Below are 13,658 nucleotides of genomic sequence, written 5' to 3'. Positions count from 1 at the left end.
AAGCGCGGCGCGCGACTGGCAGGCTCAGGTAAACTGACTATGCTTAGAGATAAAATCTCTTTTTAAACAATGACTAATTTTGCTTGTATGGAGTGTATATGGGTTTCTGGAGAATTGTATTTACGATTATTTTGCCTCCGCTCGGCGTACTTTTAGGAAAAGGGTTCGGTTGGGCATTTATCCTTAATATCCTGCTGACATTACTCGGATATATTCCGGGGCTTATCCACGCATTTTGGGTTCAGATGCGTCATTAATTACCGGCCACCGGCGGCGCATAAGCGCCGCTTATCAGGATAACCTCATTCCCTCTGCTACACTTTTCTTTGTGTGTATTTTTGACAAGCGAGGTGAATATGGGACTTTTCAATTTTGTAAAAGATGCAGGTGAAAAACTCTGGGACGCGGTAACCGCTAATCATGATAAGGACGATCAGGCGAAAAAAGTCCAGGAACATTTAAATAAAACGGGAATACCCGACGCTGACAAAGTGAATGTGCAAATTGCGGATGGAAAAGCGACAGTGACGGGTAATGGGCTGAGTCAGGAGGCAAAAGAAAAAATTCTGGTTGCCGTGGGGAATATCGCCGGGATTAGCAGCGTTGACGATCAGGTTAAAACCACGACGCCAGCGGCTGAAAGTCAGTTTTATACCGTAAAATCAGGCGACACCCTGAGCGCTATTTCAAAGCAAGTGTATGGTAACGCCAATCTGTATAATAAAATCTTCGAGGCAAATAAACCGATGCTGAAAAGCCCGGAAAAAATATATCCGGGACAAGTGTTGCGTATTCCTGAAGAATAATGGCTATCAGGCCGCGCCAGGCTACATTTTTCCTGCCATCGCCTGGCGAATAATGGGAATCGGCGTCAGCAAATGCTGACGCATTAATTCGCTGGCGCGTGCCGCCTCGCGCGCCAGTATCGCTTCGGTTAGCGTGTGATGCTGAATATGTTTATCTTCCAGCATCTCGACGGACAGAACGGTTTCACGTAACCAAATAAAGCGGTAGCGGGCCGCCAGGTCAAATAAGCGTTCACGCATCTGTAGCAGATAGTGGGAGCCGCACCCGGCGACAATGGCGGAATGGAACGCCTGGTGGCGCTGGTCCCATTCATCGAGCATATGTTCACTGGCATCGCTGGCTTCCAGTTTACTGAGCATATGCGCTCGCGCCAGGATCTCCGCCTCCCACGCATCATCGCCGCGTTCAATCGCCAGGCGTACCAGCATCGCTTCCATATTGGCGCGCGCGTCAAAAATATCGAGGAGTTCCGCCTCTGACATGGATGCCACGCGATAGCCTTTTTGATTCACCACGGTGACCAGCCGTTCCGCCACCAGTTGTGACAGCGCCTCGCGCAGCGGCCCTACGCCGAGCGCATAGCGGGCGGTTAATAAACTCATCCGCAGTTTCTCATCCGGCTGATAAGTGCCGCGAATAATGTCATTTTTAAGCCAGCGATAGCCATCTATGGCCGTCGGTTGGGAAAGGGCGGTCATCTTTTACTCCTGAGAAGCTTCCCGGCTGACGCCGGGAATAACTAACGTAGGTTTTGCAGGGGGGCTTTTTGCCACCTTATCAGTTTTTTCCAGCGAGACATAATGGGGACAGTACCTATTATGCCCAGCCCTAACAGCCCCGTCGAAATGACTTCTAATTGCTGTGCCGGTCGAAATAGCATCACCACCAGAACAAAGCAGATAAAGCCGATAACCAGCCAGGTGAGCCACGGATAAAGCCACATTTTCAACTTAATTTCTCCGCCCTGCGCCAGCAGAATTTTACGCATCCGCAATTGCGAAATCGCAATCACCAGATAGACCAGCAGCGCGATGGCGCCAGAACTGTCGATAAGAAATTTAAACACTTTTGCCGGGGCGTAATAATTGACGACAACGGTTAAAAAGGCCGCGCCGGTAGAGAGGAGAACCGCCACCCAGGGCGTTTTGCTACGGTTAGTTTTTCCCATTATCGCAGGCGCATCGCCGCGGCGACTAAGGGAATAGAGCATCCGGGAGGCGGTATATAATGCGGAGTTCAGACAACTGGTCACCGACAACAAAATCACGCAGTCCATAATGAATTTTGCGTGCGGAATATGAAGCAGCTCCAGTACCGAACGGTACGAACCTACACTTTTCAGACCCGGCATATTCCACGGGATCAGCGCCACCACCACAAAAATGGAACACAGGTAAAAGATGGAAATTCGCCAGATAACAGAATTGGTGGCGCGTACGATATGTTTATCCGGCGTATCGGATTCCGCGGCAGCAATAGTGACGATTTCCGCGCCCATAAAAGAGAACATGGTGATCAACATGGCGCTTAACACCGCGCCGAAGCCGTTAGGCATAAAACCGCCGTGATCCCATAGCCGGGAGATACCGCTTACCTCGGCATATGGATAAAAACCGCTAATCGCCGTCGCGCCCAGCGCGATAAACGCCAGGATAGCAATCACTTTACATAGCGCCAGCCAGAATTCGAATTCGCCGTAATTTTTGACGCTCAATAAATTGCTTCCGGTTAAGGCAAGCGTAATCACTAATGAAAATAGCCACACCGGAATACCCGGTATCCATGAATTCAGAATAATGGCGGCAATATTGGCCTCCAGCGGAATAACCAGCACCCAAAACCACCAGTATAACCAGCCGATGGTATACCCGGCCCAGGGGCCGATCGCTTTATCCGCATAGGTGGAAAAAGAACCGGTATCCGGCGTGGCGACGGCCATTTCAGCCAGCATTCGCATAATCATGACGACTAAAAGTCCTGCGAACAGATAGGCCAGCAGTACCGCAGGGCCGGCCTCCGCAATCGCCACGCTGGAGCCGACAAACAGGCTGGCGCCGATGACGCCGGCGATCGATAACATGGTGACGTGGCGTGATTTCAGCCCGCCCCCTAATGCATGTGATTCTGACAATTGCCCCATCCTAAAACCTCTTTATTGTTATTGCGCTCGTTTACCGGATGGCGCCTGGCTTAATTCGGCCTACAATCGAAACGGTTTTGTAGGCCGGATAAGACAGTTACGTCGCCATCCGACGCTGCTTATTGGACATTACGCTTGTTTCGCCTCATCAAAGCACTGGGCGATAATCTCCAGGCCTTGCCGAATCTGCGAGGCCTCAATAGTGAGTGGAACGAGGATGCGCAAGATGTTGTAGTAAGGACCGCAGGAGAGCAGAATTAACCCTTTCTCGCGGGCGCGGGTCACAATGTCGGCGGTCAGAGCCGCGTTCGGTTTGCCGGGGTCGCCATTTTCGAACAACTCAATGGCGATCATGGCGCCCAGTCCGCGCACGTCGCCAATCTCACGGTGCGTTTCCGCTATCTCCATCAGGCCATCGCGCAGCGTGTTGCCAAGCGTATTCGCCTTTTGCAGTAGATTTTCCTGCTCGAAAATGTCCAGTACCGCCAGCGCGGCGGCGCAGGCAATCGGGTTTCCGGCATAGGTGCCGCCCAGACCGCCCGGCGCGATAGCGTCCATCACGTCTGCCCGACCGGTAACGCCTGCCAGCGGAAAGCCGCCGGCGATCGATTTCGCAAACGTGGTAATATCTGCCGCAACGCCCATCTGTTCCATGGCGAACAGCGTACCGGTCCGGCCCGCGCCGCTTTGCACTTCGTCGGCAATCAACATAATGCCGTGTTGGTCGCATAGCGCGCGCAGTCGCTGCATAAACGCGGGAGAGGCGGCGTAAAATCCGCCTTCGCCCTGTACCGGCTCAATAATAATGGCGGCGATATCTTCCGGCGCGGCATCATTTTTAAAGATGCGTTCAATGCTGGCGATCGCGTCGTCGTCGCTGATGTTGTGTAGCGGGCAAGGATAAAGCGCGCGGTAGACATGGCCTGGCATCAATCCCATACCAGCAGAGTACGGGTGTACTTTCCCGGTCAGAGAGAGCGTGTAGTGGGTACGACCGTGGTAAGCGCCGCTAAACGCGATAGCGCCGCTGCGTTTTGTCGCCGCGCGGGCGATTTTCACCGCGTTTTCAACCGCTTCTGAACCGGTCGTGACCAGCAACGTTTTTTTGGCGAAATCGCCTGGTACCTTCTGGTTCATGCGTTCGCACAACGCCAGATACGGTTCATAGGCCAGCACCTGAAAACAGGTATGCGACAATTTCTTCAGCTGCGCTTCCACCGCTGAAACAATGCCCGGATGTAAATGACCGGTGTTCAGGACGGCAATGCCGCCCGCGAAATCGAGATACTCACGGCCTTCGACATCCCAGACCCGACAATTTTCCGCCCGCTCGGCGAAAATCGGGTGAATCTGGCCCACGCCGCGAGGAACGGCGTTATGACGGCGCTGCATTAAAGCGTGATTGGTATTCATTAGCGACTCTCCTGTTAAAGGCCGATGCACATATATTTGATTTCTAAATAATCTTCGATGCCGTATTTGGAACCTTCACGGCCTAATCCGGAGGCCTTAATACCGCCGAAAGGCGCGACTTCGTTGGAGATAATGCCGGTATTAATACCGACGATGCCGTATTCCAGCGCTTCGCCGACGCGGAAAACGCGGCTTAAATCGCGTGCATAAAAATAGGCTGCCAGGCCGAACTCGGTATCGTTAGCCTGCCTGATGACATCCGCCTCGTCGCTGAAGCGGAACAGAGGCGCGAGCGGCCCGAATGTCTCTTCTTTGGCGACTTTCGCGTTATCAGGAACATCCGCCAGAATGGTCGGTTGAAAGAAGTTGCCGCCCAATTTGTGCGCTTCACCACCCGTAATGACGCGGGCGCCTTTTTCCAGCGCATCGGCGATATGCTCCTGGACTTTCGCCACGGCTTTTTCATCAATCAGCGGCCCGATAGCAACGTCGGCTTGCAGGCCGTCGCCGACCGCGAGCTTATTTACCGCCTGGTTGAGTTTTTCCGCAAAACGATCGTAAACGCCGTCCTGTACATACAATCTATTGGCGCAGACACAGGTCTGCCCGGCGTTGCGAAACTTCGAAGCCAGCGCGCCTTCGACGGCTTTATCCAGATCGGCATCGTCAAAGACGATAAACGGCGCATTGCCGCCCAACTCCAGCGACACTTTTTTAATGTCTTTGGCGCATTGTTCCATTAGCTGGCGGCCAATCTCCGTCGAGCCGGTAAACGACAGTTTGCGTACCAGCGGGTTGCTGGTCAGCTCGCCGCCGATATCGCCTGCCGAACCGGTAACGACGTTAAATACGCCTGCGGGAATTCCGGCGCGCCGGGCCAGTTCCGCCAGCGCTAGCGCGGAAAACGGCGTCTGGCTGGCGGGTTTGAGTACCATTGTGCAGCCTGCGGCCAGCGCGGGGCCGGCTTTACGGGTGATCATTGCCGAGGGAAAGTTCCACGGGGTAATCGCGGCGGTGACGCCGATGGGCTGCTTAATCACCAGCAGCCGTTTATCGGCCTGATGACCTGGAATCGTGTCGCCATAGATACGTTTCCCCTCTTCGGCGAACCATTCAATAAACGAGGCGGCGTAGCTAATTTCGCCTTTCGCTTCCGCCAGCGGTTTGCCCTGTTCCAGCGTCATCAGACGCGCCAAATCGTCCTGATTTTCCATCATCAGATTGAACCAGCGACGCAGGATATTGGCTCGCTCTTTGGCGGTGAGCGCGCGCCAGGCGGGCAGGGCGCGATTGGCGGCATTGATGGCGTCGCGAGTCTCTTCCGCCCCCATTTTGGGCACATTGCCGATCGGTTTCCCGTTGGCGGGGTTGCTCACGGGGATGACATCGCCGCCGCGCGCGTCGCGCCAGTCGCCATCGATAAAGGCCTGCTGGCGGAACAGGGTAGAGTCGTTAAGTTGCATAATTGCTTCCTGTCTGAAGGGTTAACGGGTAAATGCGGCGTGTAATGCGTCCACGCTGCGTGCCGCACGCAGCGCACGTCCGGGGTTGCTCTGGCTTGCGCGTAGCGCCTGAACTTTGCTGACGATATGCGCGCCGATAGGTATCGCGGATGTCGCCGCCGGGGAGGGGGCGTTACAGGTGTGAATGGAACGCGGCGTCGTGACAAACAGAAAATCATCAATCAGTTTGCCGTCCGGCGAAACCGCCTGCGCCCGCACGCCTGCCGGCCAGGGCTGGAGATCGTTGACGGTCAGGCTGGGGCAATACTTTTGTACTCGCCGCAAATAGCCGCTTTTGCACAGCGAGTTTTTCATCTCGCCCAGTCCGGAAAGCAGATGGTTTTGCAGTACGCGGCGAATGCCGGCGGAGCGGAAAATCTCCAGGGTGTCGGTGAAGGAAACGTCGCGCTTACGGTAGCCTTCGCGTTTAAGCGCCAGCACCGCATTCGGCCCGACCGTAACGCTGCCGTCGATCATGCGGGTAAGATGGACGCCGAGAAAAGGCATTGCCGGATCGGGGATCGGGTAGATCAAATGGTTAACGATCCGGTTGTGTCGCGGGGCCAGACGAAAGTACTCGCCGCGGAAAGGGCAGATAATAAAACCGGGCTCCACGCCCAGCATTTTGACCAGCCGATCCGCCATCAGTCCTGCACAGCCGATAAGCGTAGCGGTTTCGATTTCCCGACCTTGCGAGGTGCGAATGACAACGCCAGCGGCATGTTCTGTTAGCGCGCTGACCTCGGCATGGTAGATGATCTCGCCGCCTTTGGCCTGAAAGCGGTTCGCCATGGCCGTCGCGACATCGCGATAGCTGACAATCCCGCTGGAAGGGACAAAAATCCCGCCCAGGCCAATGATATTGGGTTCGCGTTCACGCAGCTCCGCCGCGCTTAACCACTCGCGCTCTAAGCCGTTGGCCGCCGTCCGCTCCCATAGCGCGCGCATCCGCGCCATTTCCAGCTCCGAGGTGGCGACCAACATTTTGCCGCAGGTGTCGTAGCGGATGTTGTTTTGATCGCAAAAGGTTTTGGTCGCCTGATTGCCTGCCAGACAAAACTGCGCTTTGAGGCTGCCGGGCGTGTAGTACACCCCGGCATGGATCACGCCGCTGTTATGCCCGGTCTGGTGGCAAGCTGGCGCGGACTCTTTTTCCAGCAACGCGATGCGCGCATCCGGGTAGACATCAATAAGTTGCATGGCGGTCGACATGCCGATAATGCCGCCGCCGATAATCACAAAATCATACATCCGCGTAATTCCTTCGCCGTGGCGCTTATTGGTGAGTTTGATAATGGCTGGCGGCGTAGGCGAAGTAACCGCGCTGGCGCATCAGTTCGCGACGCAAGTCAGGATGCGGCGTAAAACGATCGCGTCCATGTAGCCAGAACAGATTGTTAATCAGCAGGAATTTGCCGACCGGTACCGGTACGGAGAGGATGTTTTGACTGGTTTCCAGCGCGTCTGAAAGCTCGCTGAGCCAGACGCCTTCTTCAAAGTCTTTTGGCTGGACGAACTGGTCGATATAACGCATGACCGGGCGGCCTTGTTGGTCGACATCAAACACCGGGTGCCAGACGTCATGGCTAACATTCTTGCTTGGCGGCGCCGCCCAGCGCATGACGCGACGCGCCAGCGGATGGGTAAAAAACGACTCCAGATGTTCCCAGTCATCAAGGTGCAGCAGCAGCGAATTACCGCCTTCCATATTTTGTTCGTCGATTTTCATCATCAGCACGTAGTCGGTCACCTCCTCAACATAGGTGCCGTCATTGTGCAGTTCCATTACGCGGTGGGGCTGGCGCAGATAACTGTCGGAGTTGTCGACGTTTTTGACCACGAAACGCGCGTAATACTGGCCGCTCATCGCATCGTAGTTGGAGCGACCAATAAGATGCGCCACCGCCGTCGCCAGTTTGACCATCTCTTCTGCCTGTGCGACATCATCGATCCCTTCGGCGCTGATTAACAGCGCGCCTTGTGCACGGTTGAGGAGCGTTTTGATCAACAGCGGTTGTAGCTGATTGCCGCACAGATCGTCGAGGATCTTGCCGATTTTGAAACGTAAGAAAGATTTGTATTCCAGCGCCTGCACCGGCCACTGCGCAACCTGATGGAGAAATTGTCTTGTGGTATCCGCCGTAAACGTTAACGCCAGCAGGCGCGGCGACTGCGCCGAAGGGGCAAGGGTGAAACCAGTATGGCATTGGGCTAAATCATCTGTGTTCGCTTTTACGGCAGTCAGTGCATTCATCAGAATCATTCCTCTCGGTAGATGGTCAGGGAGACATGGCGATGCTCATTTCGTAGCCATAAATTAAAAATATCGACATTTTCCAGGAACGCGTATGAAATAACCGCTTTTGTTTAATTATTGTGATCAAAAACAACAAATATTTAACAATGCGAAGGGTGAGGTTAACGGCGCCACGAGCCTGACAACGGCAAGAAGGGGGGTAAAATGAGTGAGTTATGGGGAGAGTGATGCTGGCGGGGTTGCCCGGCCTGGCACATGAGCGCGTAGGCCGGACAAGTACAACGTATTTCAGCAGTCAATTAACCGGCGTCAACCTGCGGTTTACGGCTGTGTTTACGGATCAGACGTAACACTGGCGGTACGACAATGACCATGATCGCCATGATCAGCAGGGCTTTGGCAACGCCGCTTTGCCACAAAATCGCCATATTGCCGTTACTGATGGAGAGTGCGCGACGCAGGTTCTGCTCCAGCATTTCCCCCAGTACGAATCCCAGGATCAGCGGCGACATGGGGAAGTGCATTTTACGTAAAATGTACCCTAACACGCCGAGCGCGACCATCAGCACCAGATCGAAGGTGGTGCTGTGTACCGCATACACCCCTACCGCCGATACGGCAGCGATGGCGGGTACCAGGAACCACAGCGGAATGGTGAGCATACGGGTGAACAGACCGATCAACGGGATATTCATGATCAGCAGCATCACGTTCGCAATCAGCAGCGCAGCGATGAGTCCCCAGACGATATCCGGCTGTTCGGTGAACATCGCCGGGCCTGGCGTGATGTTGTACAGCGTCAGCGCCCCCATCATCACTGCCGTAGTGCCGGAACCGGGAACGCCCAGCGTCAGCATCGGGATGAAGGAGCCGCAGGCAGAGGCGTTGTTTGCCGCCTCCGGCGCCGCGACGCCGCGAATATCCCCTTTGCCGAAGCTATCGCTGTTGCCGCTGAGTTTTTTCTCGGTCATATAGGTAATGGCGCTGGCGATGGTCGCCCCGGCGCCGGGCAATACGCCGACAAAAAAGCCGATTACCGAAGAACGCAGGGTGGTGCCGATACACTGCGCGCCTTCTTTCAGGTTGAACAACATTCGACCCGTTTTGCGGACCATTGTTTGCCCGCTGCTGGTATGTTCCAGCATTAAAAGTATTTCTGATACCGAGAACAGGCCGATCACCACGACGATAAACTGTACGCCGTCGGAAAGATGAACGCTGTCAAAGGTAAAGCGATAAACCCCGGTGTTGGCGTCCACGCCGACGGTCGCAAGGCCAAGACCGATCAGCGCTGCCAGAAATGATTTAAGCGGGTTTTGCGCCATCATGCTGCCAAGACAGGCGATGGCAAAAACCATTAAGGCGAAATATTCCGCCGGACCGAAGGCCAGCGACCATTGCGCCAGTAAAGGGGCAAACAGAATGATGCCGCCGATAGCGATTAATGAACCGAAAAATGAGCTGACTGCGGAAATCGACAGCGCTACGCCGCCTTTCCCTTGCTGTGCCATCGGGTAACCGTCCAGCGCCGTCATGATCGCCGCCGCATCGCCGGGGACGTTGAGCAATATGGAGGAGATCCTGCCGCCATACTCACAGCCAATGTACACCGTCGCCAGCAGAATTAGCGCCGACTCCGCAGGCAGATGCAACGCAAAGGCCAGCGGCAGTAAAATTGCCACGCCGTTGATCGGTCCCAGGCCCGGCAGCAGACCGACGATCGTGCCCACGAAGCAGCCAATCAACGCGATAACCAGGTTTTCCGGCGTCATCGCCACCGCAAAGCCCTGAGAAAGATATATCCAGGTATCCATCGTTGCTCCGTTAACTCAGCCAGGCGCCGAGAGGTAAGGTGACATCAAGCAGCCGGTCAAAGGCATACCACAGCAGAATGCCTAATACCGCGCCGGAGATACCCGCCGCTGGAATCGTGGCGCCGAACAGCATCCCGATAACCATGGTGAGAAGCGCGGTGGCGATGGGAAAACCCAGCCATTCGAATCCCCAGGCATACATCAACAGGATGATGATCATGGTAACTAGCTTTTGCAGAACATGGCGGCGCGGCCAGCTCACCGTGTCGGGATGGCGCAATAACAGCGCCAGCGCGCAGAGCGCCATCAGGCCGATAATCCCCAGCGGAAAAGGGCGGGGGCCGACGGGTTCATAGCTGTATTCGCTTTGGATCTGCCAGGCGATGAATAGCCCGGCGATACAGAGCAACAGCCAGATACCCGCAAAGATACGATCGCTCATCATTGCCTCCGCGATTATTTCGCGAGTCCGAAGGCTTTCGCCTGTTCACGGTAATCAGTAACCTGTTTTTTCACGTAGTCATCGAGCTGCTGGCCGGTCATGTCGAACTCAAACAGGCCGCGCAGATCGCGCTGCTTTTTAAACTCGTCGGTTTGCTGGAGCTTCTTGAAGGTATCCACCCACCATTGGTAATCGGCATCGCTGACTTTGGGCCCGACGTAGAAGCCGCGAATAATCGGCCACACCAGGTCGTAGCCCTGTTCTTTAGCGGTAGGGATATTGGCAAGCTGGCCCGGCAGACGATTTTCTGAAAAGACGGCAAGCACGCGGATTTTGTCGCCGCCCAGATAAGGCACCATTTCACTGAGATCGCCGGAGACAACCTGAACATGGTTGCCCATTAATGCTGTCACCGGCTCGCCGCCGCCTTCAAAGGCAACGTAGCGCATCTTGTGCGGGTCGACGTTCGCCTTTTGCGCCAGCAACGCCGACTTCATCCAGTCCTGGCTGCCAATAGAGGCGCCAGCGCCAATGACCACGCTGTTGGGATCTTTTTCCATCGCCGTCATCAGATCTTTCAGCGTTTTCCACGGGGAATCCGCACGCACGGCGATCATGCCGTAATCAGTGCCCACGCTTGCCAGCCAGCGCACATCATCTACGCCGTAGCGACCAAATTTCCCCTGCGACAGGTTGAGCAGCGAACCGCCGGAAAAGGCGACCACAGTCCCGGGTTCGCCAGGGCGTTGGGCGACTATCGCGTTATAGGCCACAGCGCCGACGCCGCCGGGCATATACGTTACCCGCATGGGTTTCTCGATTGCGCCAGTCTCCAGCAAACTCACCTGAATCAGCTTACAGGTAAGGTCGAAACCGCCGCCAGGTTTGGCTGGCGCGATACATTCTGTTCGCGACGGCGCCTCCTGCGCCAGAACAGAGGTACTCATTAATAAAATGCTTGCAGTAAGGGTACGAAGTAATTGTTTTTTCATTTTTTATCCTCACGCCGGACGTCCGGATTTTTCAGGTTCGGAAGAAGATTTTTGTGATTATGTGAGCCGACATGTAGCAGTTCGGTTGCGTGATTGTTAAAACAATAACCTTTCAATTCCCTTTCAATGCGGCAGAAACTTTACAGGATGTGATATGCGTCTCTTATTGGCGGAAGATAACCGTGAGCTGGCTCACTGGCTGGAGAAAGCGCTGGTGCAAAACGGCTTTGCCGTGGACTGCGTATTTGACGGCCTGGCGGCTGACCATCTTCTGCACAGTGAAATGTACGCGCTGGCGGTGCTGGATATCAATATGCCGGGAATGGATGGACTGGAGGTGGTGCAACGGCTGCGTAAACGCGGTCAGACCTTGCCCGTTTTGCTGCTCACGGCGCGAAGCGCGGTGGCGGATCGCGTAAAAGGTCTCAACGTCGGCGCGGATGACTATCTGCCGAAACCCTTTGAACTGGAAGAGCTGGATGCCCGTTTACGGGCCTTGCTCCGACGCAGCGCTGGGCAGGTTCATGAAGTTCAGCAACTGGGGGAATTGATCTTTCATGATGAAGGGTATTTTCTGTTACAGGGACAGCCGTTAGCGCTGACGCCGCGTGAGCAGGCGCTCTTAACCGTATTGATGTACCGACGAACGCGACCAGTTTCGCGTCAGCAGCTTTTTGAACAGGTGTTCAGCCTGAACGATGAGGTAAGCCCTGAAAGCATCGAACTTTATATTCATCGACTGCGTAAAAAACTCCAGGGAAGCGATGTACGAATTACGACGCTGCGCGGCCTGGGTTATGTGCTGGAGCGCGGCGATGAAGTGGGTTAAGCCGCAATCGTTGTACCTGCAACTCTTACTGTTCCTGGGGTTGCCGCTGATTCTGCTATGGGGGCTGTCGGCGTTTAACAGTTATGTCAATGCGCTACAGGCCGCCACTCAGGCTTATGATCGTACGTTGCTCTCCTCGGCGCGAACGGTATCGGAACGGCTGGTGGTGCGCAATAACCATCTGGAAGTTAACGTGCCCTGGGTGGTGCTGGATAGCTTCGAGCTTAATATGAATGATCGACTCTATTACAAAGTCGTCGACCCTTCCGGAAAGGTCATTTCCGGTTATGACGATCTGCCCGCCATGCCGCCTGCTACGCCTCGTACCCGGCTTTATCCGGCGCTGGCGTGGTTCTATCATACCGAGTATCGCGGCGAGGCGATCCGCGTGGCGCGTTTGCTACAGCCGGTCAACGAAGGCGGCATTATCGGCATGGCGGAGATTTATGTCGCAGAGACGCTGCAGTCCCGTCGTTATCTGGCGGGCCAACTGCTGTTCTCTTCCTGGATCTCACAGGGGCTGCTGGTGTTGCTGACCCTGGTGCTGGTTGGCTGGTTATTACGCCGGATCCTGCGCCCTATGCGTCAACTTTCGTCATTAATGGTACGCCGCGAACCGGGTCTGTTAACGCCGCTGCCGGAACTGCTGCCGTGGTCGGAAACACGCTTGTTAATCGTGGCGTTTAATCGCTACATTGACAGGCTCCGCGGCATCCTCTCCCGGCAGGAACGCTTTAGCGCCGATGCTTCTCACCAGTTAAAAACGCCGCTGGCGGTGTTAAAAACGCAGGCGGCGGTGGCGTTAGCCAGCCAGCACCCTCATCACTGGTACGAAAGTCTGCAGGCGATGAGCGTAACGCTGGATAGCACCATTCAGCTCACGGAAAGATTGTTGCAACTTTCTGCGGTAAAGCATAAAGAGCAGGGCGAGCGGCGTTTTTCCCCGGTGAATCTGTACGATATCGTACAGAGCGGCTGTTTTACCCGCCTGGCGCAGGCGCGGAGTAAACATATCGACCTGGGCTACGAAGGCGAACAGGAAGCGATGTGGATCGAGGGGGATGAGGTACTGCTTAGCGAGCTGTGCGGAAACTTGCTGGATAATGCGCTGAAATACACGCCTGAGCAAGGCATCGTCACCGCGCGGCTTGAACGGGATAGTGATGCCGTGACGCTGGTTGTCGAAGATAGCGGCCCCGGTATTGATGATGAACACATCCATCTGGCGCTACAGCCGTTCCACCGGCTCGATAACGTAGGAAATGTGGCCGGGGCGGGCATTGGTCTGGCTTTGGTCAATGATATCGCACGCCTGCACCGTACTCATCCCCATTTTTCCCGTAGCGAAGCGTTGGGAGGGCTATACGTTCGGATACGCTTTTTAAGCCTTGTTCCGCAGTAATGCGCACAAATGTGTCAGCGGTAAAGCACGTTTACAAAAAGTCGCATCTTGAGGTGTGAC

At 55.1% G+C, this 13,658-nt stretch carries 13 protein-coding genes; 4 read left to right on the top strand and 9 right to left on the bottom strand.

The features are described from left to right. Positions 1 to 98 precede the first annotated feature (98 nt). A complete protein-coding gene (locus J4645_RS10335) occupies positions 99 to 257 on the top strand; it encodes a YqaE/Pmp3 family membrane protein (protein ID WP_000508175.1) in 159 nt (52 codons plus the stop codon). 99 nt (positions 258 to 356) lie between these two features. Beyond that, positions 357 to 806: a peptidoglycan-binding protein LysM gene (gene lysM / locus J4645_RS10330; protein ID WP_060634079.1), complete on the top strand. Its 450-nt coding sequence runs from the start codon at positions 357 to 359 to the stop codon at positions 804 to 806. A 21-nt stretch (positions 807 to 827) separates the two neighbouring features. Here the strand turns inward: lysM and csiR are convergent, their stop codons facing one another. The 9 genes from csiR to J4645_RS10285 all read right to left on the bottom strand — a co-directional run bounded on the left by csiR (position 828) and on the right by J4645_RS10285 (position 11,367). Then, complete coding sequence (gene csiR / locus J4645_RS10325) at positions 828 to 1,505, bottom strand: DNA-binding transcriptional regulator CsiR (RefSeq protein ID WP_000126152.1); 678 nt, start codon at positions 1,503 to 1,505, stop codon at positions 828 to 830. A 41-nt stretch (positions 1,506 to 1,546) separates the two neighbouring features. Continuing rightward, the gene (gabP, locus tag J4645_RS10320) at positions 1,547 to 2,947 is read right to left on the bottom strand and encodes a GABA permease (protein WP_000531288.1); all 1,401 of its coding nucleotides are present in this window, start codon (positions 2,945 to 2,947) and stop codon (positions 1,547 to 1,549) included. 129 nt (positions 2,948 to 3,076) lie between these two features. Further along, positions 3,077 to 4,360, bottom strand: a complete 1,284-nt coding sequence (gene gabT / locus J4645_RS10315; RefSeq protein WP_023214629.1) for a 4-aminobutyrate--2-oxoglutarate transaminase — start codon at positions 4,358 to 4,360, stop codon at positions 3,077 to 3,079. Positions 4,361 to 4,374: 14 nt separating this feature from the next. After that, positions 4,375 to 5,823, bottom strand: a complete 1,449-nt coding sequence (gene gabD, locus J4645_RS10310) for an NADP-dependent succinate-semialdehyde dehydrogenase (protein WP_023136555.1) — start codon at positions 5,821 to 5,823, stop codon at positions 4,375 to 4,377. Positions 5,824 to 5,844: 21 nt separating this feature from the next. Beyond that, positions 5,845 to 7,113 (bottom strand): L-2-hydroxyglutarate oxidase, encoded by a 1,269-nt coding sequence (lhgO, locus tag J4645_RS10305; RefSeq protein WP_023136556.1) that lies wholly within the window; start codon positions 7,111 to 7,113, stop codon positions 5,845 to 5,847. A 25-nt stretch (positions 7,114 to 7,138) separates the two neighbouring features. Next, the gene (gene glaH, locus J4645_RS10300) at positions 7,139 to 8,116 is read right to left on the bottom strand and encodes a glutarate dioxygenase GlaH (protein ID WP_015406327.1); all 978 of its coding nucleotides are present in this window, start codon (positions 8,114 to 8,116) and stop codon (positions 7,139 to 7,141) included. 302 nt (positions 8,117 to 8,418) lie between these two features. Beyond that, complete coding sequence (locus tag J4645_RS10295) at positions 8,419 to 9,933, bottom strand: tripartite tricarboxylate transporter permease (RefSeq protein ID WP_000382034.1); 1,515 nt, start codon at positions 9,931 to 9,933, stop codon at positions 8,419 to 8,421. Between the two features lie 10 nt (positions 9,934 to 9,943). Beyond that, on the bottom strand, positions 9,944 to 10,378 hold the full coding sequence (locus tag J4645_RS10290; RefSeq protein WP_077905333.1) for a tripartite tricarboxylate transporter TctB family protein: 435 nt from the start codon (positions 10,376 to 10,378) through the stop codon (positions 9,944 to 9,946). Positions 10,379 to 10,389: 11 nt separating this feature from the next. After that, complete coding sequence (locus J4645_RS10285) at positions 10,390 to 11,367, bottom strand: tripartite tricarboxylate transporter substrate binding protein (protein ID WP_000744413.1); 978 nt, start codon at positions 11,365 to 11,367, stop codon at positions 10,390 to 10,392. Positions 11,368 to 11,521: 154 nt separating this feature from the next. On the opposite strand from J4645_RS10285, the gene tctD reads away from it, so the two are divergent. Both tctD and J4645_RS10275 read left to right on the top strand, forming a co-directional pair. Beyond that, positions 11,522 to 12,196 carry a transcriptional regulator TctD gene (gene tctD, locus J4645_RS10280; protein ID WP_001237934.1) on the top strand — a complete coding sequence of 225 codons (675 nt, stop codon included), beginning with the start codon at positions 11,522 to 11,524 and terminating at the stop codon, positions 12,194 to 12,196. Then, positions 12,183 to 13,598, top strand: coding sequence for a sensor histidine kinase (locus J4645_RS10275; protein WP_000872340.1), 1,416 nt, complete (start codon positions 12,183 to 12,185; stop codon positions 13,596 to 13,598). The genes tctD and J4645_RS10275 overlap by 14 nt, the downstream gene beginning before the upstream one ends. The last annotated feature ends 60 nt before the right edge of the window (positions 13,599 to 13,658 follow it).

The organism is Salmonella sp. 32082101201600294FB01SM01 (assembly GCF_017572865.1).
GTDB classification, from domain to species: Bacteria; Pseudomonadota; Gammaproteobacteria; order Enterobacterales; family Enterobacteriaceae; genus Salmonella; species Salmonella enterica.
Note: the sequence above shows the minus strand (reverse complement) of the source record. Positions and strands in the feature narration are given on the sequence as shown.

What these genes read in the sequence shown, in the direction of transcription:
- tctD (WP_001237934.1), top strand. Translation starts at nt 11,522, where the DNA reads ATGCGTCTCTTATTGGCGGAAGATAACCGTGAGCTGGCTCACTGGCTG.
- J4645_RS10335 (WP_000508175.1), top strand. Translation starts at nt 99, where the DNA reads ATGGGTTTCTGGAGAATTGTATTTACGATTATTTTGCCTCCGCTCGGC.
- gabT (WP_023214629.1), bottom strand. Translation starts at nt 4,360, where the DNA reads ATGAATACCAATCACGCTTTAATGCAGCGCCGTCATAACGCCGTTCCT.
- lysM (WP_060634079.1), top strand. Translation starts at nt 357, where the DNA reads ATGGGACTTTTCAATTTTGTAAAAGATGCAGGTGAAAAACTCTGGGAC.
- gabP (WP_000531288.1), bottom strand. Translation starts at nt 2,947, where the DNA reads ATGGGGCAATTGTCAGAATCACATGCATTAGGGGGCGGGCTGAAATCA.
- J4645_RS10285 (WP_000744413.1), bottom strand. Translation starts at nt 11,367, where the DNA reads ATGAAAAAACAATTACTTCGTACCCTTACTGCAAGCATTTTATTAATG.
- gabD (WP_023136555.1), bottom strand. Translation starts at nt 5,823, where the DNA reads ATGCAACTTAACGACTCTACCCTGTTCCGCCAGCAGGCCTTTATCGAT.
- J4645_RS10275 (WP_000872340.1), top strand. Translation starts at nt 12,183, where the DNA reads ATGAAGTGGGTTAAGCCGCAATCGTTGTACCTGCAACTCTTACTGTTC.
- lhgO (WP_023136556.1), bottom strand. Translation starts at nt 7,113, where the DNA reads ATGTATGATTTTGTGATTATCGGCGGCGGCATTATCGGCATGTCGACC.
- csiR (WP_000126152.1), bottom strand. Translation starts at nt 1,505, where the DNA reads ATGACCGCCCTTTCCCAACCGACGGCCATAGATGGCTATCGCTGGCTT.
- glaH (WP_015406327.1), bottom strand. Translation starts at nt 8,116, where the DNA reads ATGAATGCACTGACTGCCGTAAAAGCGAACACAGATGATTTAGCCCAA.
- J4645_RS10290 (WP_077905333.1), bottom strand. Translation starts at nt 10,378, where the DNA reads ATGATGAGCGATCGTATCTTTGCGGGTATCTGGCTGTTGCTCTGTATC.
- J4645_RS10295 (WP_000382034.1), bottom strand. Translation starts at nt 9,933, where the DNA reads ATGGATACCTGGATATATCTTTCTCAGGGCTTTGCGGTGGCGATGACG.